At 72.8% G+C, this 23,781-nt stretch carries 25 protein-coding genes and 1 pseudogene; 15 read left to right on the forward strand and 11 right to left on the reverse strand.

Annotation, left to right across the window (positions count from 1 at the left end):
* The first annotated feature begins 89 nt into the window (after window positions 1–89).
* From AB2L28_RS14330 to AB2L28_RS14380, 11 genes are all read left to right on the forward strand, one after another.
* Complete coding sequence (locus AB2L28_RS14330; protein ID WP_370719656.1) at window positions 90–1,676, forward strand: APC family permease; 1,587 nt, start codon at window positions 90–92, stop codon at window positions 1,674–1,676.
* Window positions 1,673–2,506 carry an urea amidolyase associated protein UAAP1 gene (locus AB2L28_RS14335; RefSeq protein WP_370719657.1) on the forward strand — a complete coding sequence of 278 codons (834 nt, stop codon included), beginning with the start codon at window positions 1,673–1,675 and terminating at the stop codon, window positions 2,504–2,506. Before AB2L28_RS14330 ends, AB2L28_RS14335 begins: the two co-directional genes overlap by 4 nt.
* Window positions 2,503–3,174 carry an urea amidolyase associated protein UAAP2 gene (locus AB2L28_RS14340; RefSeq protein WP_370719658.1) on the forward strand — a complete coding sequence of 224 codons (672 nt, stop codon included), beginning with the start codon at window positions 2,503–2,505 and terminating at the stop codon, window positions 3,172–3,174. The genes AB2L28_RS14335 and AB2L28_RS14340 overlap by 4 nt, the downstream gene beginning before the upstream one ends.
* Window positions 3,171–6,797 carry an urea carboxylase gene (uca, locus tag AB2L28_RS14345; RefSeq protein WP_370719659.1) on the forward strand — a complete coding sequence of 1,209 codons (3,627 nt, stop codon included), beginning with the start codon at window positions 3,171–3,173 and terminating at the stop codon, window positions 6,795–6,797. Before AB2L28_RS14340 ends, uca begins: the two co-directional genes overlap by 4 nt.
* A complete protein-coding gene (gene atzF, locus AB2L28_RS14350) occupies window positions 6,794–8,473 on the forward strand; it encodes an allophanate hydrolase (RefSeq protein WP_370719660.1) in 1,680 nt (559 codons plus the stop codon). The genes uca and atzF overlap by 4 nt, the downstream gene beginning before the upstream one ends.
* Window positions 8,470–9,156, forward strand: coding sequence for a TetR/AcrR family transcriptional regulator (locus AB2L28_RS14355; protein ID WP_370719661.1), 687 nt, complete (start codon window positions 8,470–8,472; stop codon window positions 9,154–9,156). The genes atzF and AB2L28_RS14355 overlap by 4 nt, the downstream gene beginning before the upstream one ends.
* Window positions 9,157–9,359: 203 nt before the next feature.
* Window positions 9,360–9,659 carry a hypothetical protein gene (locus tag AB2L28_RS14360; RefSeq protein ID WP_370719662.1) on the forward strand — a complete coding sequence of 100 codons (300 nt, stop codon included), beginning with the start codon at window positions 9,360–9,362 and terminating at the stop codon, window positions 9,657–9,659.
* 104 nt (window positions 9,660–9,763) lie between these two features.
* Entirely contained in the window at window positions 9,764–9,877 is a 114-nt protein-coding gene (locus AB2L28_RS14365; RefSeq protein WP_370719663.1) for a hypothetical protein, read from the forward strand.
* Window positions 9,874–10,317 (forward strand): hypothetical protein, encoded by a 444-nt coding sequence (locus tag AB2L28_RS14370; protein WP_370719664.1) that lies wholly within the window; start codon window positions 9,874–9,876, stop codon window positions 10,315–10,317. The genes AB2L28_RS14365 and AB2L28_RS14370 overlap by 4 nt, the downstream gene beginning before the upstream one ends.
* Window positions 10,314–11,048 (forward strand): hypothetical protein, encoded by a 735-nt coding sequence (locus AB2L28_RS14375; RefSeq protein ID WP_370719665.1) that lies wholly within the window; start codon window positions 10,314–10,316, stop codon window positions 11,046–11,048. The genes AB2L28_RS14370 and AB2L28_RS14375 overlap by 4 nt, the downstream gene beginning before the upstream one ends.
* 365 nt (window positions 11,049–11,413) lie before the next feature.
* Window positions 11,414–11,944, forward strand: a complete 531-nt coding sequence (locus AB2L28_RS14380) for a hypothetical protein (protein ID WP_370719666.1) — start codon at window positions 11,414–11,416, stop codon at window positions 11,942–11,944.
* Between the two features lie 212 nt (window positions 11,945–12,156).
* Here the strand turns inward: AB2L28_RS14380 and AB2L28_RS14385 are convergent, their stop codons facing one another.
* Window positions 12,157–12,558 carry a hypothetical protein gene (locus tag AB2L28_RS14385; protein ID WP_370719667.1) on the reverse strand — a complete coding sequence of 134 codons (402 nt, stop codon included), beginning with the start codon at window positions 12,556–12,558 and terminating at the stop codon, window positions 12,157–12,159.
* Window positions 12,559–12,659: 101 nt separating this feature from the next.
* On the opposite strand from AB2L28_RS14385, the gene AB2L28_RS14390 reads away from it, so the two are divergent.
* Together AB2L28_RS14390 and AB2L28_RS14395 are read left to right on the forward strand one after the other, a co-directional pair.
* Window positions 12,660–12,878 carry a ribbon-helix-helix domain-containing protein gene (locus AB2L28_RS14390; protein WP_370719668.1) on the forward strand — a complete coding sequence of 73 codons (219 nt, stop codon included), beginning with the start codon at window positions 12,660–12,662 and terminating at the stop codon, window positions 12,876–12,878.
* The gene (locus AB2L28_RS14395; RefSeq protein WP_370719776.1) at window positions 12,875–13,225 is read left to right on the forward strand and encodes a type II toxin-antitoxin system PemK/MazF family toxin; all 351 of its coding nucleotides are present in this window, start codon (window positions 12,875–12,877) and stop codon (window positions 13,223–13,225) included. The genes AB2L28_RS14390 and AB2L28_RS14395 overlap by 4 nt, the downstream gene beginning before the upstream one ends.
* A gap of 63 nt (window positions 13,226–13,288) precedes the next feature.
* On the opposite strand, the gene AB2L28_RS14400 is transcribed toward AB2L28_RS14395, so the two are convergent.
* From AB2L28_RS14400 to AB2L28_RS14420, 5 genes are all read right to left on the reverse strand, one after another.
* Window positions 13,289–13,855, reverse strand: coding sequence for a GNAT family N-acetyltransferase (locus AB2L28_RS14400; RefSeq protein ID WP_370719669.1), 567 nt, complete (start codon window positions 13,853–13,855; stop codon window positions 13,289–13,291).
* Between the two features lie 152 nt (window positions 13,856–14,007).
* Window positions 14,008–15,144 (reverse strand): hypothetical protein, encoded by a 1,137-nt coding sequence (locus tag AB2L28_RS14405; protein WP_370719670.1) that lies wholly within the window; start codon window positions 15,142–15,144, stop codon window positions 14,008–14,010.
* Window positions 15,145–15,291: 147 nt separating this feature from the next.
* Complete coding sequence (locus AB2L28_RS14410) at window positions 15,292–15,876, reverse strand: 2'-5' RNA ligase family protein (RefSeq protein ID WP_370719671.1); 585 nt, start codon at window positions 15,874–15,876, stop codon at window positions 15,292–15,294.
* A gap of 167 nt (window positions 15,877–16,043) precedes the next feature.
* Window positions 16,044–16,583: a GNAT family N-acetyltransferase gene (locus AB2L28_RS14415; protein WP_370719672.1), complete on the reverse strand. Its 540-nt coding sequence runs from the start codon at window positions 16,581–16,583 to the stop codon at window positions 16,044–16,046.
* Window positions 16,584–16,747: 164 nt separating this feature from the next.
* Window positions 16,748–17,998: an FAD-dependent oxidoreductase gene (locus AB2L28_RS14420; RefSeq protein WP_370719673.1), complete on the reverse strand. Its 1,251-nt coding sequence runs from the start codon at window positions 17,996–17,998 to the stop codon at window positions 16,748–16,750.
* A gap of 64 nt (window positions 17,999–18,062) precedes the next feature.
* On the opposite strand from AB2L28_RS14420, the gene AB2L28_RS14425 reads away from it, so the two are divergent.
* A complete protein-coding gene (locus tag AB2L28_RS14425) occupies window positions 18,063–18,641 on the forward strand; it encodes a TetR/AcrR family transcriptional regulator C-terminal domain-containing protein (protein WP_370719674.1) in 579 nt (192 codons plus the stop codon).
* A 172-nt stretch (window positions 18,642–18,813) separates the two neighbouring features.
* Here AB2L28_RS14425 and AB2L28_RS14430 read toward each other — a convergent pair.
* The 3 genes and pseudogenes from AB2L28_RS14430 to AB2L28_RS14440 form a co-directional block, all read right to left on the reverse strand.
* Window positions 18,814–19,443, reverse strand: a pseudogene (locus tag AB2L28_RS14430) (MBL fold metallo-hydrolase); the annotation flags it as partial.
* Between the two features lie 780 nt (window positions 19,444–20,223).
* Window positions 20,224–20,496 carry a hypothetical protein gene (locus AB2L28_RS14435; protein WP_370719676.1) on the reverse strand — a complete coding sequence of 91 codons (273 nt, stop codon included), beginning with the start codon at window positions 20,494–20,496 and terminating at the stop codon, window positions 20,224–20,226.
* Between the two features lie 337 nt (window positions 20,497–20,833).
* Window positions 20,834–21,451, reverse strand: coding sequence for a TetR/AcrR family transcriptional regulator (locus AB2L28_RS14440; protein WP_370719677.1), 618 nt, complete (start codon window positions 21,449–21,451; stop codon window positions 20,834–20,836).
* Window positions 21,452–21,573: 122 nt separating this feature from the next.
* Between AB2L28_RS14440 and AB2L28_RS14445 the strand changes: the two genes are divergently transcribed.
* On the forward strand, window positions 21,574–22,455 hold the full coding sequence (locus tag AB2L28_RS14445) for an NAD-dependent epimerase/dehydratase family protein (RefSeq protein WP_370719678.1): 882 nt from the start codon (window positions 21,574–21,576) through the stop codon (window positions 22,453–22,455).
* A gap of 229 nt (window positions 22,456–22,684) precedes the next feature.
* Here AB2L28_RS14445 and AB2L28_RS14450 read toward each other — a convergent pair whose 3' ends face one another.
* Window positions 22,685–23,191: a DUF1648 domain-containing protein gene (locus tag AB2L28_RS14450; protein ID WP_370719679.1), complete on the reverse strand. Its 507-nt coding sequence runs from the start codon at window positions 23,189–23,191 to the stop codon at window positions 22,685–22,687.
* A gap of 287 nt (window positions 23,192–23,478) precedes the next feature.
* A complete protein-coding gene (locus tag AB2L28_RS14455) occupies window positions 23,479–23,712 on the reverse strand; it encodes a hypothetical protein (RefSeq protein ID WP_370719680.1) in 234 nt (77 codons plus the stop codon).
* Window positions 23,713–23,781: the final 69 nt, after the last annotated feature.

Raw genomic sequence — 23,781 nt, forward strand, 5'->3', positions numbered from 1 at the left:
AACACGGCCGAAACACCGGCTCGGACAGACTCGGAGCCATACCTGTCGAGTGACAGGTATCCGAGCTCCACCGACCGGAGGGATCGACGATGTCCGTTCCCGCACCCCGTCCCCGGCCCGACCGGGCCGCCCCCGACAGCAACGACCTCGGTGGGTTCGGGTACCGCCAGCAGTTGCGGCGCGACGTGGGGCCGTTCGCCTCGTTCGCCGCCGGGTTCTCGTTCGTCTCGATCCTCACGACGGTGTTCCAGCTCTTCGGCCTCGGTTTCGGCTTCGGTGGCGCCGGGTTCTTCTGGACGTGGCCCACCGTGTTCGCCGGGCAGCTGCTCGTGGCCCTCTGCTTCGCGGAACTGGCGGCCCGCTACCCGATCTCGGGGGCGGTGTTCCAGTGGTCCAGCCGTCTCGCCGGCACCGACGTCGGCTGGTTCACGGGCTGGATCATGGTCGTCGGCCAGGTCCTCACCGTCGCCACCGCCGCCATCGCCCTGCAGGCCGTGCTGCCCGCGATCTGGCCCGGTGCCCAGCTCGTCGGCGGGTCCGGCGCGGACTCCTCGCCCGTCTCGGCGACCGGTGCGCAGAACGCGGTAGTCCTCGGGGTGGGCCTGCTCGTCCTCACGACCCTGGTCAACGTCATCGGTGTGCGGCTCATGGCCGTCATCACCTCGGCGGGCGTGGTGGTCGAGATCGTCGGGGTCGTCGCCCTCGTCGTGGCGCTGTTCAGCCACGCCGAGCGCAGTCCCTCCGTCGTCGTGACGACCTCCGGCGCGGGGGAGGGGAACTACCTCGGGCTGTGGCTGGCCAGTTCGCTCATGGCCGCCTACGTCATGGTCGGTTTCGACTCGGCCGGGGAACTGTCCGAGGAGACCCGGGCCCCGCGCGCCACCACCCCCCGCACGATCCTGCGGGCCCTCGTCGTGTCCGGGGCCGGGGGTGCCCTGCTGCTCGTCGGCGGCGTGATCGCCGCTCCCAGCCTCACGGACGGCTCCCTCGCCTCCGGCGGCCTCGCCGGTGTCCTCACCGCGCGCCTCGGGGACGTCGGCAGCCGGGTGCTGCTGGCCTGCGTGGCCGTCGCCGTCGTCGTCTGCACGCTCGCCGTCCAGACGTCCGGGTCGCGGATGGTCTACTCGATGGCCCGCGAGCGGGCGTTCCCCTTCGCCTCCGTCCTCGGCCGGGTCTCGGCGCGCACCGGGACGCCCATCGGCGCGGCCGTCCTCGTCGGGGTCGGCGCCGCCGTCGCGCTCGCCGTGAACTGGCACCAGAGCGCCGTCTTCACGGCCCTGGCGAGCCTGTGCATCGCGATGCTCTACCTGGCCTACCTCGGTGTCACGCTGCCGCTGCTGGTCCGCCGACTGCGCGGGGAACTCCCCTCCGGGACCGACGAGTTCGGCCGCCCGCTGTTCTCCCTGGGCCGCTGGGGCGTGCCCGTCAACGTCCTCGCCGTCGTCTACCAGACGGGCATGGTCGTCAACCTCGCCTGGCCCCGCGCCGGCGTCTACGACCTCACCGACGGCACCTGGTGGCTGCAGTGGAGCGCCCTGCTCTTCATCGCCGCCACCGTGCTCGTGGGGGTCGTCGTCCACCGGCGCAACCGCGCCCGCCACGGCGGCCCCATCGTCCTGGGGCGGTTGCAGGTCAGCGCCCCCACCGAGTCCGACCGGGTGGAAGAACCCGCATGAGCACCCGCAACACCGCGACGGTCCTCGCCGCCCGCGACGACGCCCGCGCCCGGGGCGGGACGACGTCCGACTGGATGCCGCACCTGCCGGCGTCGAGCTCCCCGCACCCGCCCGCGGGCGTCGACCCGGCCCTGCTCACCTGGGCCGAGACCGTCGCCCCCGGGGGCTACACCTCCCGGGTCCTCGCCCGCGGGACCCGGCTGCGCCTGTCCGACGTCACGGGCGACGCCTGCGCCCACGTCCTGCTGTTCTCGGCGGTCGCGCCGTGGGAACGGTTGAACGTCGCGGACACGCAGAAGATCCCGTGGCAGGCCTACCTCGGCGAGGGGCACCCACTGCTCTCGGGGGACGGACGCGTGCTGGCGACGGTCGTCGCCGACACGTCCGGTCGGCACGACGCGTTCTGCGGCACCAGTTCCGACGCGTGGAACGAGCGACGCTACGGCGACGCGGCGCCCCAGGGGCCGAGCCCGTCCGGCCGGGGGCTGTTCACGCTCGCGGCCGCCAAGCAGGGGCTGGAACCCCGCGACCTGCCGCCGAGCGTGAGCTTCTTCCAGGGTGTCCGGGTCGAGGCCGACGGGGGGTTCCGCTGGCTCGGGTCCGCCGGCCCCGCCGAGGTCGACCTGCTCGCCGAACTCCCGCTGACCGTCCTCGTCGCGAACACCGCGCACCCGCTGGACCCCCGCCCGCGGTTCACCGTCGGGCCGCTGCGCGTCCACGCCTGGCGCTCGACCCCCACGTCGGCCGCCGACGAGCGGTTCACCCGCACCCCCGAACTGCACCGCGCGTACCTGAACACCCTCGACCACGCGGAGGCGCGAGGACTGTGACCACCACCGACAGCACCACCCTCGACCGGGGTTCCCCGCTGGTCCCCGGCGAGGTCGTCCTGGACGAGCGCGTCGCGCCCCGGGCCCCCTGGTCCGCCGTCGTCCGCGCCGGGCACGTCCTGACCATCGTCGACGTGGGCGGCAACCAGTCCGCCGACTGCCTGCTGTTCGCCGACGCCGACCGCAGCGAGCGGTACAGCGTCCCGGACACCCTGGCCTGGCAGGGCAACGCCTACGTCCGGACCGGGACCGTCCTGCGCAGCCAGTTCGGCACCCCGCTGGCGACCGTCGTCGCCGACGAGGTCGGGCGCCAGGACACCATCGGCGGCGCGTGCGGGAAGGAGTCGAACACCCTGCGGTACGGCCACCACACCGCCCACCAGCACGGGTGCCGCGAGAACTTCCTCGCCGAGGGCGCCCGGCACGGCCTGTCCGCCCGCGACCTCGTCTCCAACCTCAACTGGTTCATGAACGTCCCCGTCGAACCCGACGGCTCGCTCGGCATCGTCGACGGGATCTCCGGCCCCGGCAAGCGCGTCGCGTTCCGCGCCGAGGTCGACCTCCTCGTCGTCGTCTCGAACTGCCCGCAGGTCAACAACCCCTGCAACGACTTCGACCCCACCCCCCTGCGCATGCTCGTCACCACCCCCGCGGGAGGCTCCCGGTGACCTTCGACACCCTGCTCGTCGCCAACCGCGGCGAGATCGCCCGCCGCGTCCTGCGCTCGGCGCGCGCCCTCGGGCTGCGCACGGTCGCCGTCCACTCCGACGCCGACCGCGCCGCCCCGCACGTCCGCGAGGCCGACACCGCGGTCCGGCTCGGGCCCGCCCCCGCCCGCGAGTCGTACCTGCGCACCGACGCCCTCGTCGAGGCGGCGCTGGCCACCGGCGCCGGGGCCGTCCACCCCGGCTACGGGTTCCTGTCCGAGAACGTCGAGTTCGCCCGCGCCTGCGAGGCGGCCGGCGTCGCGTTCGTCGGCCCGACCCCCGAGCAGATCACCGCGTTCGGCAGCAAGCACACCGCCCGCGAGCTCGCGGCCCGCGCCGACGTCCCGATGCTCGCCGGGACGGGCCTGCTCGCCTCCGCCGAGGAGGCCGTCGCGGCGGCCGAGGCCGTGGGCCTGCCCGTCATGCTCAAGGCGACTGGCGGGGGCGGCGGCATCGGGATGCAGGCGTGCGCCACGGCCGAGCAGGTCCGCGAGGCGTACGACCGCGTCGTGCGGCTGGCGTCGGCGAACTTCGGCACCGCGGGCGTGTTCCTGGAACGGCTCGTCCGGCCCGCCCGGCACGTCGAGGTGCAGGTGTTCGGCGACGGCCGTGGCGGCGTCGCCGTCGTCGGCGACCGCGACTGCTCCCTGCAGCGGCGCCACCAGAAGGTCGTCGAGGAGGCCCCCGCCCCCGCCCTGCCCGACCACGTCCGCCGCCGCGTCGCGGGGACCGCGGCCGACCTCGTGGCCTCCGTGCGGTACCGGTCGGCCGGGACCGTGGAGTTCGTCTACGACCCGGTCCGCGAGGAGGCCGCCTTCCTGGAGGTGAACACCCGGCTGCAGGTCGAGCACCCCGTCACCGAACTCGCCTACGGCGTCGACCTCGTCGAGCTCATGCTGCGGCTGGCCCGCGACGGGGCCGACGACCCCGTCGTCCGCGACGCCCTCGACCGGGAGTGGACCGCGACCGGCGTCGCCGTCGAGGCCCGCGTCTACGCCGAGGACCCCGCCAAGCAGGACGCCCCCTGCCCCGGGCTCGTGACGAACGCGCGGTTCCCGGAGATGTCCGGGGTGCGCGTCGACGGCTGGGTCGAGACGGGCACCGAGGTGACGCCGTTCTACGACCCGCTGCTGGCCAAGGTCGTCGCCGTCGCGCCCGGCCGGGACGCCGCCCTCGACCTGCTCGGCGAGGCCCTCACCGAGTGCCGGGTCGACGGGGTCGTCACGAACCTCGGTCTGCTGCGCTCCCTCGTGGCCGACCTGCCCCTGCGTTCGGCCACCCACTCCACGTCCACGCTCGACGTCGGCCCGTCCACCGGGCGCGACCCGGACCCGCGCGTCGACGTCCTCGCGCCGGGGGCCATGACCACCGTGCAGGACCTGCCCGGCCGCCTCGGCCACTGGCAGGTCGGTGTGCCCCCGTCGGGCCCCATGGACCCGTTGTCGTTGCGCGAGGCCAACCTCGCCGTCGGGAACCCGCCCACGGCGCCCGGGCTGGAGATCACCGCGACCGGCCCGACGCTGCGGTTCTCCACCGAGTCCGTCGTCTGCGTGACCGGGGCGCCCGCGACCGTCACGCTCGACGGCGTCGAGGTGCCGCAGTGGGAACCCGTGGAGGTCCCCGCCGGGGGCGTCCTGGCGGTCGGGACCGCGACCGGTCCGGGCCTGCGGCTCGCCCTGGCCGTCCGCGGCGGCATCGACGTGCCGCGGTACCTCGGCAGCGCCTCGACGTTCACCCTCGGCGGGTTCGGCGGCCACGGCGGCCGGGCGTTGCAGGCCGGGGACGTGCTGCGCCCCGGTGCCCCGGAGGGTGAGGGGTTCACGACGATCCCCGGCCCCGTGCCGGCCGAGCGCCGCCCCGAGTACACCCACGACTGGCTGCTCGCCGTCACCGAGGGCCCGCACGGCGCCCCGGACTTCTTCACCCGCGCCGACCTCGACGAGTTCTACGCGACCGACTACGAGGTCCACCTGAACTCCGCGCGCACCGGCGTCCGGCTCGACGGCCCGCGCCCGCGCTGGGCGCGCCCGGACGGCGGCGAGGCCGGGCTGCACCCGTCCAACATCCACGACACCCCGTACGCCGTCGGCGCCGTGGACTTCACGGGCGACACCCCGATCCTCCTCGGACCCGACGGCCCGTCGCTGGGGGGTTTCGTCTGCCCCGCCGTCGTCACGTCCGGCGACCTGTGGAAGCTGGGGCAGCTGCGACCGGGTGACCGCGTCCGCTTCGTCCCCGTGCGCGAGGAGCACGCCACGGCTCCCCGGCTGCGGCGCACCGACCTCGCGACCGCCGCAGGTGGCGGTGACGGTGACGACGGGGTCCTCGCCCGCGTCCCCGGCACGCCCGCGCGCCCCGCCGTGACCTACCGGCGCGACGGCGACGCCAACGTCCTCGTCGAGTTCGGCGACATGGTCCTCGACCTCGGGCTGAGGATGCGCGTGCACGCCCTCCTGCGCGCGCTGCAGGAGCACCGTCCGGCCGGCGTCGTCGACATCACCCCGGGCATCCGCTCGCTCCAGGTGCACACCGACGCGAGCGTCCTGCGCGCCTCCCGGCTCGTCGGGCTGCTGCGCGAGCTCGACGACGCGCTGCCGCCGACGAGCGACCTCGTCGTCCCGTCCCGGCGCGTCCGGCTGCCGCTGTCCTGGGACGACCCGGCCACGCACCTGGCCATCGAGCGGTACGTGGCCGGCGTGCGCGACGACGCCCCGTGGACCCCGTCGAACATCGAGTTCATCCGTCGCGTCAACGGCCTCGACTCCCTCGACGACGTGTTCCGCACCGTCTTCGACGCCAGTTACCTCGTGCTCGGCCTGGGCGACGTGTACCTCGGCGCCCCCGTCGCGACGCCGCTGGACCCGCGGCACCGCCTCGTCACGACGAAGTACAACCCCGCCCGGACGTGGACGGCGGAGAACTCCGTCGGGATCGGTGGCGCGTACCTGTGCGTCTACGGCATGGAGGGCCCCGGCGGGTACCAGTTCGTCGGACGGACCACCCAGGTCTGGAACCGCTTCCGCCGCGGCGGGTTGTTCGAGGACGACCCCTGGGCCCTGCGGTTCTTCGACCGCATCGAGTGGTACCCCGTCTCCGCCGAGGAACTCCTCGACCTGCGCGCCGAGACCGACGCCGGCCGCGGTCACGTCGAGACCGAGGAGGGGGAGTTCTCCCTCGCCGAGCACGAGGCGTTCCTCGCGGCGAACGCCGTCTCGATCGCCGCGTTCCGCGCGCGGCAGACGGCGGCCTTCGAGGCGGAGAAGGAGCGGTGGCGGGCGTCGGGCGAGTTCGACGTGCGGCCCGAACCCGCGCCGGCCGTCGCGGCCGGGCCCGTCGACCTGCCCGCCGGCGCGGTCGGCGTCCGAGCCCCGTTCGCCGCCACGGTGTGGCAGGTGTCCGCGGACGCCGGGGCCGCCGTCGGTGACGGGGACCGCGTGCTGGCGCTGGAGGCGATGAAGATGGAGACCGCCGTGACCGCCCCCGTGGAGGGGGAACTGCTCGAGGTGTACGTGAAACCCGGGGAGGCCGTCACGGCCGGCCAGGTGCTGTTCGCCGTCCGCCCCCTGGAAGGAGCGGTGGCGTGAACCCGCTGGAGCAGAAGGTCCGTCAGGCCTACGACCGCATCGCGCGGGCCGACCGGCCCGAGGTCTGGATCGCGCTGCGACCGGTGGAGGACGTCGTGGCCGAGGCCGCGTCGGTCGACCCGGACGCACCGCTGGCGGGGGTGCTCGTCGCGGTCAAGGACAACATCGACGTCGCCGGCCTGCCGACGACGGCCGCCGCCCCGTCCTTCGCGCACCGGCCCGAGCGCGACGCCACCGCCGTCGCGCGGCTGCGGGCCGCGGGCGCCCTCGTGCTGGGCAAGACGAACCTCGACCAGTTCGCCACCGGTCTCGTCGGGACGCGCAGCCCCCACGGTGCGGTGCGGCACGCGTTCGCCCCCGACCGGATCTCCGGCGGGTCGAGCTCCGGGTCCGCCGTCGCGGTGGCCCTCGGGTTCGTCGACGTCGCGCTCGGCACGGACACGGCCGGGTCCGGTCGCGTCCCCGCCGCCCTGCACGGGCTCGTCGGGGTGAAACCCACCCGCGGACTGGTCCCGACGACGGGTGTCGTCCCGGCGTGCCGCAGCCTCGACTGCGTCACGGTCTTCGCCCGGGACCTGCCCACCGCACGCCGCGTCGCGGAGGAGGTGTCCGGTCCCGACGGCCTCGACCCGCTCGCCCGTGAGGACTCGCCCCTGCCGGCTCCCCCCGCACGGCCGCGCATCGCCGTCCCCGCGGCAGAACACCTGCGGGGCATGGCGGACGGGTGGGCCGAGGCGTTCACCCGGTACGTCGAGCGGGTGCGCGCCGGTGGCGCCGACGTCGTGGAGGTGGACGTCGCCCCGCTGCTGGAAGCAGCCGAACTCCTGTACGGCGGGGCGTTCGTCGCCGAGCGGACAGCCGCCGTCGGCGCTCACATCGCCGAGAACGCGCACCTGGTGGGGACCGACCTCGACCCGACCGTCGCCGGCATCGTCCGCGCGGGGGAGGACGTCACGGCCGTGGAGGTGTTCCGCGACCTCGAACGCCTCGACGTCCTCGCCGCCCGCGCCCGGGAGCTGCTCGCCGGCACGACCGCGCTGCTCACCCCGACGACGACGTGGCACCCGACGCTCGCGCAGGTGGCGGCCGACCCCGTGGGGGCCAACTCGCGGATGGGCCGGTTCACGAACTTCGCCAACCTCCTCGACATGGCCTCCCTCGCGGTGCCCGCGGGGACGGTGGACGGGTTGCCGTTCGGCGTGATGCTGACGGGGCCGGCGTTCAGCGACCGCACCCTCGCGGCGCTCGCGCAGCGGTGGGCGGACGCGGCCGTCGAGCTGCTCGTCGTCGGGGCGCACCTGTCCGGTCAGCCCCTCAACCACGAGCTCGTCGCGGCCGGCGCCACGCTCGTCGGGCCGGCCGCCACCGCCCCGCTGTACCGGCTCTTCGCCCTCGACACCGTCCCGCCCAAGCCGGGGATGGTGCGCGACCCCGCCGGCGCCGGCGTGCAGGGCGAGGTGTGGCGGCTGCCGTCGTCGGGGTTCGGCGCCTTCGTCGCGGCGCTGCCGCAGCCCATGACGATCGGCGCGGTGACGCTCTCCGACGGTCGCGTCGTCCGCGGCTTCCTCGCCGAGCCCGCGGCCCTGGAGGGAGCGCGGGAGATCACCGCGGCCGGGTCGTGGCTCGCCGCCCGCGCCGCGCCGACCGGTGGGGCCGTGGCAGCATCGGCGGGGTGAGCGCACGGGCCGGGACGGGACGGGTCGGACGACCCCGCAGCCGGGGGGGCGCCGACGACGGCCGGACGCCGCGCCAGGAGATCCTCGACGCCGCGGCGGCGCTGTTCTCCGAGTCCGGTTTCGCGGCGACCTCGACGCGCGCCATCGCCGACCGGGTCGGCATCCGGCAGGCCTCGCTCTACCACCACTTCGCGGGCAAGGACGAGATCCTCCTCGAGCTGCTCGAGGCGTCCGTGCGCCCCACCCTCGACGTCACGGGCGCGCTGCGCTCGCAGGCGCCGGACGCGGCGAGCGCGCTGCACGCCCTGGTCGTCGTGGACGTGGGGACGCTGCTGGCCGGTCCGCTGGGCACCACCGCGCTGTACGTCGCGCCGGAGGTGCAGCAGCCGCGCTTCGAGCAGTTCCGCGAGCACCGCCGCCAGCTCGGCGAGGTCTACGCCGAGCTGGCGCGGGACGTCGTCCCGGCCGGGTTCCCCGTCGACGCGCACGTGCTCGGCCAGGTGTGCCTGCACCTGGTCGAGATGGCCGCGACCCTGCCCGGTGTCGACCAGCGGCCGCAGCAGATCGCCGCGGCCTGCCTCGGGGCCTGCGGCGTGACGGGGGACCGGCTCGCGGCGGCCGCGCGGGGCAGCGAGGACGTCCGCGCCGGCCTGTCCGCACCCGCCGGGGCCGGTCACCGCTGACCCCACCCGGTGGTCAGGGCCGTTCGCGCTGGTCCGTTCAGGGTCATTCGGGCGACGCTCGGTGTGGACGGGGTCGGTGCGTGCCGACACAGCAGGGGAGGTGAGACGCCCGGGCGGGTCACCACGACCCGTTCGACGACGACCACGACGTGGATCCCGGCCTCCCGGCCGGTCCGTCCACGCACACCCTGCGGAGGAGCGCGATGAAGACCGTCCTGTCCATCGAGACGACGAGGCCGATCGGCGTGCGCGACCTCAACGGCTTCATCTCCGGGATCGCCGAGCGCGTCCCCGGCTGCTTCGTCTCCCAGGGGCCGAGCAGCCGCGGCAAGGTCACCGTCACCATCCTGTCGCCCCAGGCCGTGACCCTCGAGGTCGCCGAGCAGGTGCTGGAGGGCCTGCCGGACCTGTGCGACGCGATCAGCGGCATGTCGATGGAGGAGGCCACCCGCCGGCCCAACCCCCGCCAGCAACCCCGTCCGGCGGCGGCCCCCGTCGGCTGAGGGCCCCGGCAGCACCGTCGTCGCAGCGGCCGGCGGGCGCGGACGCCGACGACTCGGTCCCGACCGAGCTCGGGTCCTACCGCTTCGACGACCCCGACGGCGAGGTGGGAACGGAGACGCACCTGCTCGCCACCGCCGACGGGCAGGTGCTGCAGGTGCCGCTGACCTGCCGCGGCGCCCCGTGGTCGGCGCAGAGGACTCGACGATCACCACGATGACGCACACCACGCTCGGTGGCCGGTGGATCCACGACGGTTGCCACGACCCCGTGTCCGTGGACTCCCTCCTCAGCACCGTCGTGACCGGCGGCCGCGAGGCCGACCTGTACGCCGCCACCGAGCAGGGGCTGGTGCTGGAACCGGCCACGACGCGTGTTCGTGGCAGCGGGTCCTCGGTCAGCGGTCTGGTCTCGACGGCACCGGTCGTCGACCACGACGGGACCACGACGACGATCGACGCTGGGGTGAGGATCGTCCTGCCGCGGGTCGTCGTCACCATTGCCGCGGCGGGGAACGGTCCCGCGCTGAGCAGCCGAGCCATGACGGCGACGTCGCCTTCAGCGCGGGACGACCGCGCGGTCCGAGTGCGGCGCCGTGAGTGTGAACCTGGGCCTCTGCGGCCGGGCTCACCGCCCGCTCGCTCGATCACGAGCGAGTGAACGAGGACGGCAGTGGCCGGCGCACCTGGGCCGTGGTCGAGACCGACCTGCTGCGCACCACCGCTGAGCAGGCCTGCACCGCTCTCCTGGACGTGATGGCCGAGGCGGCGCCGTGGGCCTGCATCGACGCGTGGAGCGACTACCGCGACGAGCTGCCTGCCGAGGTCGAGCACGCCCGGACCGCGCTGCGGCGCCTGCACGCCCATCGTGACGGCCGGGACACCGGCACGGGCATCGACATCGACCGCAGCGACCCCGCTCAGGAGGCGTTGCTGCGCACCTACGCGTCGTGGTCCATCCACGTGGAGCTGCTCCCGTCGGCGGAGCAGCAGGCACTGGCCACCTTCCACGACGGGGCGTCGTCCATCACCGCGGAACTGACCGACACCGAGGTCGAGCGCTTGCGCGAGCGGCTGGTGGGCGTGGCCTCGGTGGAGCGGCTGGAACGGCTGCACGCACCGGTGAGGGCGCCGCATGAGCAGGAGCGGTGGGGGCGTCAGGCGCAGCGGAAGCAGCAGTGGCTGGCGCGGCTGGGGTGGTCTCCGCGCCGCGACGACCGCCGGGAGGAGGAGCAGGGTGGGGAGCTGCTCTGCGCAGGGTGCGGGCATCCGCAGGGTGCTCGTCCAGGGTCGAGTCAGCGCGACCTGGAGGTGTGCGCGGTGCGTGTCTACGAGGAGGATCACGAACTGCGGGACGAGTCGGGGATGTGCCGGCGAGTCCACCCCGGTTGATGCGAGTCACCGCACCGCGGGATGACCGTGACGTCGCCCGTGGCTCTTGATCATGTTGAGCGCCCTCGATAGGCGAGCCTTGAGCGGTAGCTTCGAGAGATGCTGGACACCGCCGTCGTTCCCAGCTCTTCGGTCCCGGCGTCGTGGCGCGGGTGGGCCGTGGTGCGAGGTGTCGACTGCTGGAGGTGACCCGGTAGGTCGGCGCCCGATGGAGTCGGTGATGCTGTCGCGGTGCCTGCCCGAGCCGTCAGTTCCCTTCCGCGCGCCGACGGTGGTGCGTCGTCTCGACCGGCTCCGCAGGTGCTGACGCGGGCGCAGTCCTGGGCGCAGTTGCTGGTGTCGGCCTCGGTGCGGGGGTGGCGGCGGTGAGCGTGCACGTCTTCGTCGATGAGACCAAGGCCAACGGACTGCTGGTCGCCGCCGCCCACGTCCAGCCTCGGCAGCTGGCCCCGACCCGCACCGTGCTGCGGGGACTGCTGCTGGCCCGGCAGGAGCGGCTGCACTTCACCAAGGAAGGCAAGGCCCGCCAAGGGCAGATCGCGGCGGCGTTGTGCCGCACCGGGGTCCTCGTCGACCTGTACGACGCGCGCGCTGTGACCGATCAGCGCCTGGCGCGGCGGCTGGTGCTGGAACGGCTCGTTGCCGACCTCGCGGTCGTGGGGGCGCACCGGCTGGTGCTGGAGCAGGACGACTCCCTGATGTCCAGTGACCGGCGGACCTTGCGGGCGGCGGTGCACCGGGCGGGAGTGGTCGATGAGCTGGTGTACGAGCACCTGCCCCCGCGTAGTGAGCCGCTGCTGTGGATCGCTGATGCGGTGGCGTGGTGCTGGACGCACGGCAGCACCTGGCAGGAGCGGGTCGGCCCGATCGTCGGTGAGGTCCACCGGCTGAGCTGAGCGAGCAGGGCCCAGGCAGCGCGAAGCCCGGCTCACCCACCGTCCGGAAGGCTGCCGGGCCCACTTCGCATCCCTACGGGGATGCGCACCTGTCCAGTATCGGTCGCGATGACGGTAGGCACAAGCGCCGCCCTCAGCCCAGCCGCTCGGTCGCGTCGACAGCGCAGAGGCGGGATGACCGTGACGTCGCTGGAGGCTGGACCTGCTCGCGGTCAGTTCGGGGACCGTCGCAACAACCAGCGGCTGAGGCGGCGGTGCCAGCGCGACGCCTTCCAGTCGTCTTGAGCCGTGAGGTCGGCGGCAGTGAAGGCCTGGATCGCCGCGACGTCGGCGTCGACCAGCGCCGGGTGTGTGCGAGCCAGGGCCTGGCGTAGCGCGGGCAGGTCTCGGCGACCGGTCGGGGTCAGTTTCACGCGCAGGTCGGCGCGGGCGACCAGCTCGACGTCGATCTGAATGATCTCCCCGTCGTCGAACCAGGCGGTCTCCTCGTAGCTGCCCTCCTCGACGTCGATCGCTTCCATCCAGCCGGCTGCGGAGGGGAGGTCTACGAAGACGATGGGTTCTCGAGCGCCCTCCCCGTCGAAGACGATCACTGCGCGGGGTGGCTGCGTCACGCGTTCACGCTCGCGCACCGCTCGCGGGATGAGCGCGTGCGCGCGACCAGCGGGATGACCGGATGGTGGTATGGCCGGTACTACCCGGGTAGCATTCGCGTGTGAAGCTCAGCATCAGCCTCTCCGAAGCCGACGTCGCCGCCCTCGACGAACACGTCCGCGCGGCCGGTCTGCCGTCGCGGTCCGCGGCCGTCCAGCGGGCCGTCCGGGCACTGACCCACCAGCAGCTGGAGCAGGACTACGCGGCCGCGTGGAAGGAGTGGGACGACTCCGGGGACCGTGAGGTGTGGGAGGGCGCCGGTAGTGACGGACTGCGCTGATGCGCCGCGGAGAAGTTCGCCTCGTCGATTTCGACCCGGTTCAGGACAGTGAGGCGAACAAGCGCCGACCAGCGGTCGTGGTCAGCAACGACCGGGCCAACGCGGCCGCCGAGCGTTCGGGGCGAGGGGTCGTCACCGTGGTCCCGGTGACCAGCAACACGGCCAGGGTGTTCCCCTTCCAGGTGTTGCTCGCGGCAGAGGACACCGGGTTGCACCTCGACTCCAAGGCTCAAGCCGAGCAGGTCCGCGCCGTGTCAGTCGATCGCCTCGGGCCGGCGCTGGGGCGGTTGCCGTTCAAGGCGCTGGACGCCCTCGACGACGCCCTGCGGCTACATCTGGATCTCTGAGGGTGGTGAGGAGAACGACCCCCATCGCGGGATGACCGTGAGGTCGCCGAGGTTCGTCGATGGTCAAACTCGGTGCAAGCCACGCCACTGATCAGCGAGGACGGCGTAGATGGCCTCGTCGGTCCACTCACCCGTGCGGAGCGCGTTGTGGTGCAGGTGCGCCTCCTGGCGCATGCCCAGGCGCTGGACGATGCGGGCGGAGGCGATGTTGCGGGCATCGAGGCTGGCACTGATGCGATGCAATCCGAGGTCGTCGAAGCCGAGGCGCAGCATCAGCTGCGCGGCTTCGGTGGCGTAGCCGCGGCCGGCGTGATCGGGATGGGTGATGAAGCCGATCTCGCCTTGGCGGTGCTCCCTGCTGGTCCAGGTCAGCTGAACGTCGCCAACCCGCTCACCGGTGGCGGCCAGCAGCATCAGCAGGGTCAGGTTGTCACCGTCGTCGCGCAGGCTGGTCTGCTGTGCTTTCTCGGCCAGCGACACCCGGACCTGTTCGAGGTCTCTGGGTGGCCAGGAGACGTAGCGCAGCAGGTCGGGGTCGGACTCCAGCTGGTGCAGGAAGTCGAGGTCGTGGGGGGTGTAGGGGTGCAGCAGCAGTCGTGAGGTGCGCAGGGGGAAGTTGGGGGCCAGCACGCTGGTGACGGTAGCGAGATCGGTGTGTCTGAACACCACGAGGTGAGCACAGTGATCTTCCGCATCTCGACAAGACCGCGAGGTCGCGGGCCGCCAGGAACGACCCGCACCGCGGGATGGCCGTGCGCCGCGCGCACCGCTGACGGTGGCCGTCAGGGGACCCCGGGCCACCTCAGGAGCCGCTCCACGGCCTGACGCGGACGGGCCGGGATCGACACGCCTACGCGCTCCCCGTCGGCTCGAATCCAGTAGATGCCGGTCACCGCGTCCTCCAGGTGCGTGACCTGGGCCAGGACCTCCCCGATGCGCACGACCGTCCAGCCACCGGTGGGGTTGCGCAGGTCGGTGCCCGCCACGACGGGCGCGGTGTCCGGATCGGGCGGGGTCGTGGTGATGGTGGTGACCCCGGCTCGGGTGAGGTCGTGGAACGGAACGGTGTGCAGGTCGACCCCGGCCGGGACCAGGAGCAGGTGAAGGTGTCCGGGGGCAACGCGGCGTCGCAGCCAGAGGCGCTCCTCGCCGGGGCCCAGGGCCGGGTGCGGTCCGGTGAAGGCGGTGCCGTCGTCGTCGATGTCCACGTCGTCGTCCAGAACGCCTGGGGCGCCCCACATGCCGAGGGTCATGGTGCGGTACCCGCGGGCGATGGGGCGCAGGTGGTCCAGCACCGCGGCGACGTGCTCGCTCAGGGGTAGGGCGGCCGCCGCACCCGGGTGGGCTGCGGCGGCGCGGGCCACTTCCTCCTCCTCGACGCGGGCCGGCCACAACGGCAGTTCGGTGTCCTGCGGTGGCTCCTGTGCGGTGGGCCAGTCCACGAGCGCGCCGACGTCGCGGTACGTCCATCGCGCCGAAGGCCGTCCGTCGGGCAGGCGGGGGTCGAACCACTCCAGGTGAGCTTGGCTGGAGCGGCTGATCGCGGCCAGGACGTGGGCGGTGGTGGGCCGGTCCATGTCTCCGATGGCGGCGCCGAGGTCGACGGGGACGGCGGAGGCCAAGGCGGCGGCGATGCGCAGGACGCCGCGGTGGTGGCTGTCGTGCGGGAGGTCGGCGGGCAGCAGGCCCGGAGGTGCGTCGGGGGCCAGGGCGGCGACGGCCTCTGCCCAGCGCACGGTGGCGCGGGGGGTGCCGTCGGGGTGGGTGTCGAGGTCCAGGAAGCCGGCGGCGTCGAGGGTGGTGAGCCAGTCCCCGGTGCGGTGTAGCAGTTCGACGGCGACGGCCGGTGGGCCCAGCTCGGACCACGCCATGGCCAGGACGTCGGCCAGTTGGCTGGAGGTCAGCGTCGAACCCGTCACGGGCTGAGTCTTGCAGTGGGCAGGTGGGGTGCGGAGGGAGACTGTGACCTCCCGACCACCCACACATCAAGCAAGACCGCGACGTCGGCGGCCGCTCGAGACCGCGCACTACGCGGGATGACCGCAAGATCTTGCGTCGGTAGCTCGCTACCGGCTGCCGAGTTCAAGACGGCAGAAGGTGCGCCACGAGCGTGGCTCCTCCGAGCCCGTGATCAGCAGGGCGTGGTCGAGGTGCTGGCTGAACGGCAGCCGCGTCTGTGCGTCCTCTTCGGCTGCCTGTAGAACGCCGATGCCCTCTGGTCCGGCGAGGGCACCTTCGCCGACGGTCAGGTGCGGCTGGACGTCGGCGGGGTCGGTGCCGTGGGCGCCGCCGTAGGGCGGGTGGTCGGGGAAGGCGGAGAAGACAGCGGTGGTCAGCTGCCGCAGCGGCTGTTCGGGTGTGGGCGCCAGCCACAGCACCTCTGAGCCGAACCACGCGGTGGCGGCGAAGGTCACGGTGAAGCTGGCGACGGTGGTGACCGCTGCGGCCAGGGTGCTCAGCGTCTGCTCGTTGAGCTGGGAGGGGGGCAGGAAGGGGTAAAGCACGGTCAGGTGGGGCGGTACACCCCAGCCGGCCGAGCGGTCCAGGTGGGCGCGGTGAGCGGCGACGGCGTGCTCGGCGGCGGGTACCGGCACGATGACGGCGCTGCGGGTCGGTGCTGCGGCGAGGGGTGGGTCGTCGAGGCTGTGCACGCTGCCGACGGTAGTGAGGAAGGGCGTTCGAGCGCCTGCAGCTTTGTGGCGGACATCGCCACGGCCGCGAGGTCGGCGGCCGCCCGAGACCGCGCACAACGCGGGATGACTGTGCGCTCCGCGCGCACCGTGGGATGACCGTGTCGTCGTCGGTGGGGTGCGGGATGTCAGGTTTTCCAACGCACTTCGCCGTCGACGACACGGTCGGTGGGGTGCAGGCCCAGCCGGTGGGTGACGGCCGCTGAGGCGTGGTGGCCAGGGTGGACGTGGGCGCTGAGCCGGTGGGGACCGCGTGCCGTGAGCCAGGCGACGACGGCCGCGGCCGCTTCGGTGGCGTACCCGTTGCCCTGGTGTTCATAGCCGAGGACCCAGGCCAGTTCCGCTTGCGTGGTCCCGGTGTCTTCTGCGGGCTGGTCTTCGACTCGTGTGAGGGTGGCCTGGACGGTGCCCAGCAGTGGGCCGCCGTCGCGGTGGCGCAGCATCCAGTTCAGCCAGCCGGATCGGCCGTCGGGTGAGGTGCCGAGGACTTGGCGGGCGAAGCGGGCGGTCAGCTGTTCGCGGGTGTCGGGGGCTCCTCCGGTGAAGGTGTGCAGGCGGGGGTCGTTGAGCAGGGGGAACGCTTCGTCGGCGTGTTCGCGTCGCAGCGGCTCGAGCAGGAGGCGGTTGCTGTGCAGTTGCTCGGCGTCGGGCCACGGGGGGTGGATCACGGGTAGATCGTGCGGGGTCGTCATCGCCATCCGTCGCCTGACTTTCGCCAGATGAGTGGGGTCGTCAGCCGCCGGCGACACCGCGCACAACGCGGGATTGTTGCGCGTCCCGCGCCGACGACAGCATGAGACGGCGTTGACCGGGGTGATGCTGTCGTGAATCGCTACTCGGAGAGCGGAGCGGGGTCCTCTGGTAGCGCCCAGGTTCCACCGCGGTCCTCCTTGGCGGTTCGCGCGATGAGGTCGGGAATGTGCAGCGCACTGGCCACTCCAGCCACGACCTGCAGGGCGTTGACCGCGCGTTGCGTCGTGGGTAGTCCCAGGCGCAGCAGTCGTGGGTTGACCGCGGCCTGGATCTGGTCGGCGAAGGGGCGCAGCCGCCGGTCGTAGTTCGCCAGCGCGGCCGGTAGGTCGTGGGGGTTGCGGTTGATCTGCCCGGCCAGGACGTGAGCTCCGACCAGGGCGCCGGAGACGCCCATGCCGCTGTAGGGCGAGGCGCAGTGCGCGGCGTCGCCGACCAGGACGACCCGTCCCTTCGACCAGGTGTCGGTGCGGACCTGCAGGACCTCCTGGGAGTAGAAGCTCTCGGTGGTCTCCATGCCGGCCAGGAACCGGTCGGTCTGCCACCCGGCGTCGCGGAACCTCCCGGCCCAGAACTCCTTCTGGCGTTCCACCGGCTCCCGGTGCACCGCGGACGCCTCTGTGGAGCTCTCCCGGAGGAAGAAGTAGACCTGGGTCTGCTCCGGGTGGTGACTGCGGCGCATGATCTGGCGGCCACCGGGGGCGATGTAGGTGTCGCGGACAGCGCCGTCGGAGGCGATGCGGGGGACGAACCAGTACGCCGTGTGGATGCCGAGCTGCCGGTACGGTTTCGGGGCGCCGTCGGGGAGGATCGCGCGGCGGATGCGCGAGCCCTGCCCGTCGGCGCCGACGAGGAGGTCGAACGCTCGCGAGGAGCCGTCGGCGAAGTGGGCGAGCACCTCGTGCTCGTCCTGCTCGAAGCGTTCCACGCTCGTGCCGTAGACGTGCTCGACGTCGCCTCGCGTCGCCTCGTGCAGGATCCGCACCAGGTCCCCGCGCATGATCTCGTACTCCGACGTCAGGCTCTGCCGTCCTCTGCCGGAGGTGTTCGCCATGATCGTCGCCCGGGTCCTGCCCCGGGCGTCGACGAAGGCGACACCCGGCTCGTCGACGAGGTGTTCGCGCACCGCGGGCAGCAACCCCATGCGGTCGACGGCTTCGACACCCTGCCCGCGCAGGTCGACCTGGGCGCCGGTGGCCCGCAGGGCGGGGAAGCGCTCGACGACGGTGACCCGGTGCCCACCTCGGGCCAGCCAGAAGGCGAGGGCCTCGCCGGCGATGCCTCCTCCGCAGATGAGGACCTTCAAGGACGGTGTGCCTGTCGTGGGTGCCATGACGACCTTCTCTATCGGTGATAGGTACATCGACAGCGTCATCTATCGGCGATAGGTTGTCAAGGTGGCGAAGATCAACCGGGAGACCGTCGTGGCAGAAGCCCTCGACCTGCTCGACGAGGTCGGCCTGGACGCAGTGAGCACCCGGGCAGTGGCTCGCCGACTCGGTGTGGAACAGCCGTCGCTCTACTGGCACTTCCGCAAGAAGGAGGACCTCCTCGCCGCCATGAGCGAGGCGGCCATGGCCCCGCACGCCGCGGCACCGCTGCCGAGCGCGGGCGAGGACTGGCGCGAGTGGTTCAGGGAGAACAGCCGCAGCCTGCGACGGACCCTCCTGCTGCGCCGGGACGGCGCGCGGCTGCACGCCGGCTCCTTCCCCGGCGACCCGGACCTGGAGCGGATCACCCAGAAGCTGCGGTTCCTGGTCGCTGCGGGGATCCCCGATGAGCACGCCCGCACGGCGATGCTCGCCTCGGGTCGGTACGTCGTCGGCTGCGTCCTGGAAGAGCAGGCCCAGTTGCACCGGTCCAGCCTCGAACCTCGCGCGGCGGCGGTGCCGCCCGTCGAGCACGAGGCCGCCTTCGAGGCCGGTCTCGCCTTCATGGTGGCCGGTTTGGCGGGCCACGTCACTCGTGAGGCGTAGCGCAGCAGCCCGCCGAGACGTCAGTGCAGCGACCCAGCGGCGCCGACGACTCCGCTGCCCCGGACGAGCTTGCTCATCGGCGAGAACGCGACGGTGCCGCCATCGGCGACCGAGGATGTCCAGCAGCAGTTGCGATCGCGCCTGCCACGCGTCCGACGCGCTGGCCGGCCCTCGGCAGCCACGGCTCGTGCTCGTGCGAGAGCCACACCAGCTCTGGCTCCAGCGCGCGCACCAACCGCTGGCCTTCGGTGCGCGGCTCGTCGAGATCGCCGGAGCAGACCGCGGTGTCACCGCCGACGACCACCGGGCGTCGGCCCGTCTCGACGACGACGACCTGCGAGCCTCGCGTGTGACCTGGCGTCGGGACGAGGCGCAGGCCCGGCAGTACCTCCAGTTCGCCGTCCACGGGGAGGTACTGCACGCCGGGGGCATCGACCCACTCGCGGATCGTGTAGTCGTCCCTGGTGCGTGCGTCGTCGAGCTCTCGGCGTTGGACGTAGGTGGGCCGGCCGGCGAACAGGTGGTTGCCGCCGCAGTGGTCGAAGTGCAGGTGGGTGTTGATGACGACGTCGATGCTCGCCACGTCCACGTCCTCCTGCCAGCTCACCGGCTCCAGCCGGGGATCGAGGTCCGCCACTGCCGGGTGCAGTGCCGTCAGGCCGGTGTCGACGATCACGCGTGCGTCGGGGTGCTCGATGACGTGTACGTAGACCGGCATCGGCTCGCCGTGGGCGAGCAGCTCGGCCACGAGGACGGGCCTGATGGTCGGCGGCGAGCTCTCGTGCCCGGTGATCACGGACATGGGTCTGCTCCTCGGGTGTCGACGTGCCGCTGGGCGCGGCCGTTGGCACGACGACTTCGCGGATGCACGAAAGTCATCGGTCGAGGGGAGTTCGGTGTCGAGCACGTCCAACGCGGTGGCCGGGTCCTGGCCACCTCGCCCCACGACCTGGGGGGCATCCGAACTTCGGCACGATTTCGAGGTCGTCGACGTCCCGGCCAGTGGGATGACCGTGCGCTCTGCGCGCACCGCGGGATGACCGTGACGTCGTCCACGCACGAGGTCTGTCGTGAGACGGTGCCAATGTGATGGTGAGCTGCTCCATCCGTCTTGCACCGTGGGCTGTCCCATGTGGATGAGGGAGCGACCCGAAGGTCCACTTCGACCCTGGGTGCGCTGGATCCTGACCTTCGTCAGCGCTGTGGTGGGCGTAGGTGGCGTCCTCGTCTTCCTCTTTCGAGGTGTCCGGGACGGGGATGCTTTCTTCTACTGGCTCGCCGCTGCCAACGCGGTCTTCTGGCTTGGCATGTTGGTCGCGGTCCTCGTGGTCGACAACCGTCGTCGACGTTCGGTGGATGGGACTTCGTCGAAGTCCTCCCGGCGATCATCCGCTGACTGAGTGACCGTCCGCACTTCGGCACGACCGCGACGTCGGCGGCCAGTCGCGACCGCGCGCACCGCGGGGTGACCGCGAGGTCGCCGGCACGGCGGAGCGGTGACTTCGCGCCGTACGGGCCTGCTCGATCGCAGAGCAGGAAGCGGTACACCTAGCCGCTGCTGCTCGTTGAGCAGGCGCGAGTCTCAGTCGCGGTCCTGGCTGGTCGTGGTCTGCTGTGGACGCACCTGCGGTGAACTGCTGGCCGTTGGCCGCCACCCGAAAGCGGTGGACTGCGGTTCGCCCGACTGCATCAGCGGACCGATGACCTCTCGGCGCAAGCTCCCGCGTCTCCTCCGGCGCAGCACGACGGCGACGCGGATCAGCAGTGCCACTGCGATGAACGCCCAGAAGCCGTAGTTCAGGACAGCGATGACGGTTCCTGCGGTGTCTTCGGATGCGGCCGTTGACAGGTGCATCGCGTGCTCCTCCCGAGGCGGTGCGCCTCTTGATCGGCTTGTTCCACCGTAAGGGGTTGAGGCTCGACGTCCTGGTGCGCCGATCACGCTGAGCCCCGTTTCGGGCGGTCAGTGGCCGGCGGCTGTGAGACGTCAGCAGGCGTTGGTCGGGTCCGACTGCCCAGCTGGTCGATCGTTCGCTCTTCGGCACGAGAGGCTGTCCCCGGTCCCGGCGACCGCGCACGGCGCGGGACGACCGGCAGGTCGTCGAGGACGGGCGGGACGTCCTTGTGGCGGACCGCGGTGCGGGCAGTGCCCGCGTGACGGCGCCCCGTTCGCCGCGAGTTCCGGACAGAGCTCAGTGGCCGGCGTCTGGTTCGCTCAGGAAGGGGACGCGTTCTGACCTCGCGATGATCTCGCGCAGGTCGGCTTCGCAGTTCGCCAGTTCGTCGAGCGTGACCTCGGTGAGGGACCGTTCGTCGTCCGCGGCGATCCAGGCGTCGAACCCGTCGTAGTAGGCCCTCACGCCGATGTCGGCCACCAGGCCGGCGCGGCGAGGGCTGCCGAGGTGTTCGAGGAGGGCGGTCGCCAGGGCGGCGGTGATGGACGAGCGCTTGAACGCGGCGCGTTCCCTCAGCTCCGGGCTGGCGGCGATGAGGCCGGCCAGTCGCCGGCTGCTGGCGTGGTCGGGGAGGTGCGCGTCCGTCATCGCCGCGATCGCAGCGCCCACGGCACCGATCGCCGGGGAGTCGACCGGGGCGCGGTGGACCGCGTCGACGGCGAGGTCGATGAGCGCGTCCTGGCCCTGGAAGAGGATCTCGCGCTTGTCGGGGAAGAGCCGGAAGAGCGTCGTCTTGGTCAGGCCGGCGCGTTCAGCGATCTGGGCGGTCGTGGTGGCCTCGTAACCCTGCTCGCAGAACAGGTCGACGGCGGTGCGCAGCAGCCGCCCGCGTGCATCCGGCTCCCATCGCGCCATGAGCACCATCCTAGGTGATGCAACTCGGTCACATCACGTGTACGGTGATGTAACCGAGTCACATCACCGGTTCCTCGCCGCGGACACCCGGGCGGAGCCCCACTGCTGAACGGAGAACCCCCGTGCGCGTCTTCACCACCGGCGCCTCCGGCTGGATCGGCACCGCCTTGACCACCGAGCTCATCACCGCCGGGCACGAGGTCGTCGCCCTGGCCCGTTCTGAGGCTTCCGCCGAGAAGGTCCGCTCGCTGGGGGCCAGCGCGGTCCGCGGCGACATGAGCGACCACGACCTCATCCTCACCTGCGCGAGAGAGGCCGACGCCGTGGCGCACCTGGCGTTCACGCTCGACTTCGCCGAGTTCGAGGAGACCGTCGACAACGAGGTCGAGCTCATCGCGAAGGTCGGCGATGCCCTGCAGGGCGCGGGCAAGGCGTTCATCGCGGCCTCCGGGACCCCGATCCTCCTCGGCCGGGGCGCCACCGAGGACGACGTGCTCGACCCCTCGGGACCGGCCGGTGCGCGGGCACGGACCGCGGCGGCGGTCCTGGCGCTGTCGGGACGAGGCATCCGCTCGGGCCTGGTGCGGATGCCGCGCTCGGTGCACGGCGCGGGCGACCGCAACGGGCTGATCGCGGTGCTCGTCGGCCTGGACCGTCAGCTGGGCACGGCCGCCTACGTGGGCGACGGGGCCAACCGCTGGCCCGCGGTGCACATCAGCGACGCCGGCCGCCTCTTCCGACTGGCCCTGGAGCAGGCCCCCGCCGGTTGCGTGCTGCACGCCGTCGGGGAGGAGGGCGTGGTCATGCGTGACGTCGCCGAGGTCATCGCGGCGAAGACGGGCCTGAGCGCCGCGGCCGTCGACCCGGAGCAGTTGGGTGTCTTCGGCGCTCTGCTCGGCGGTGATCAGCCCGCCTCCAGCGCCGCGACCCGCCGGCTCGTCGGGTGGGAGCCGGCCGGCCCGACCCTGCTCGAGGACCTCGAAGCCGGCCACTACACCGACTGACCACCGGGCACCGACGCCGCCGCCGACGCCGCCACCGACGGCGTCGAACCCACCGCGTCGCACCACGCCGCCAGCTCTCGAGAGAACCCGTCTCGTTCGCGCAGGTCTTCATCCGGGTGGTCGACTCGCTCGATGCTCTCGCGTCCATCGCCGAGACCACGACGTCGCCGGCTGCCGAGGACCGCGCGAGGTTCGCGGGGCGACCGTGACGTCGGCCGAGGTGGTCGCCTCAACGCTCCGGCAGCCGGTAACGCACCACGACCATGAAGGCCACGTAGCCGGTCATCGCCACCAGCCAGGCGCCGAAGGCGAGGAAGAACCACCACGGCAGGCTGTCGGTGCCGTTGCGGGTGGCGTCGACGGTGGAGAAGGTGAGCGCGATGTTGAGCAGGGCCATCGCGCTGCCCATCCACAGCAGGTCGGCGCGCAGGCGGCGCCTGACCTCGTCCTGCAGGCCTGCCTCGGCCCAGCGCTGCTTGCCGGGCAGGTTGATCCACTCCCACGGCAGCTTCGGCATCTGCCAGGCAAACACCGCGAACAGGGCCGCCAGACCTGCCGTGATCGCAGCTTGGAAGGTGACGGCGCCGGTGCGGGTGCCCCAGTCGTCGGCTGCGCCGTCGGCGCCGAAGTGGGTGGGCACCCGCTCGGGCAGCAGGGTCGCGGAGACGACGACGGCGATGAGCGCCAGCGCGGTGGTGATCGCGAAGGTCAGCACGGCGGGGGTGGGGCGACGCATGCGGGGACGCTAGCGACTCGTGCTCCCGTGATCTGCGGCTCCTCGGACATCGCCGAGACCGTGACGGCGCAGACCGCCCCGGACCGCGCACCACGCGGGACGACCGGAAGGTCGCGCGACGACGTCACTCCTGCTGCGCTGCCGGCGATGGACGGCTCCGGTCGGGTCGCGGTGGGAGGCGTCTCCCGCGGCCGCCGCGAGGACGGGGAAGGTGAGGCCGTCTCCGAGGAGCGCCCGACGCCGTGGCGGGCGGCCGACGTCGAGCTCGTGGTCGGTCGGACCCCGGCTCAGGCCCCGCCGGCACCGCCGAACGGACCCTCACCCCGGTGGTGCGCCATCGGACCGGAGCCGGTGAGGTCCCAGTGGCCGCGGTGCGGGCCGTCCCGGGCGGCGCGGTGGCGACCGTGGTCGCGCACCACGAGCGCCACGATGAGCGCGACGAGGACGAGCGCCGAGACGACCAGCGCGATGAAGACGACGACGACGACGGGACCCACGACGTTCTCCTCTCCTTCGAGCACGCCCACCGTCGCACGGCGTCGCCCGACGGCGCGTCCCGTGCGCCGAGTCGGTGCCAGATCGTTGTGGAA

It is taken from the genome of Kineococcus mangrovi, assembly GCF_041320705.1.
Classification (GTDB): Bacteria; Actinomycetota; Actinomycetes; order Actinomycetales; family Kineococcaceae; genus Kineococcus; species Kineococcus mangrovi.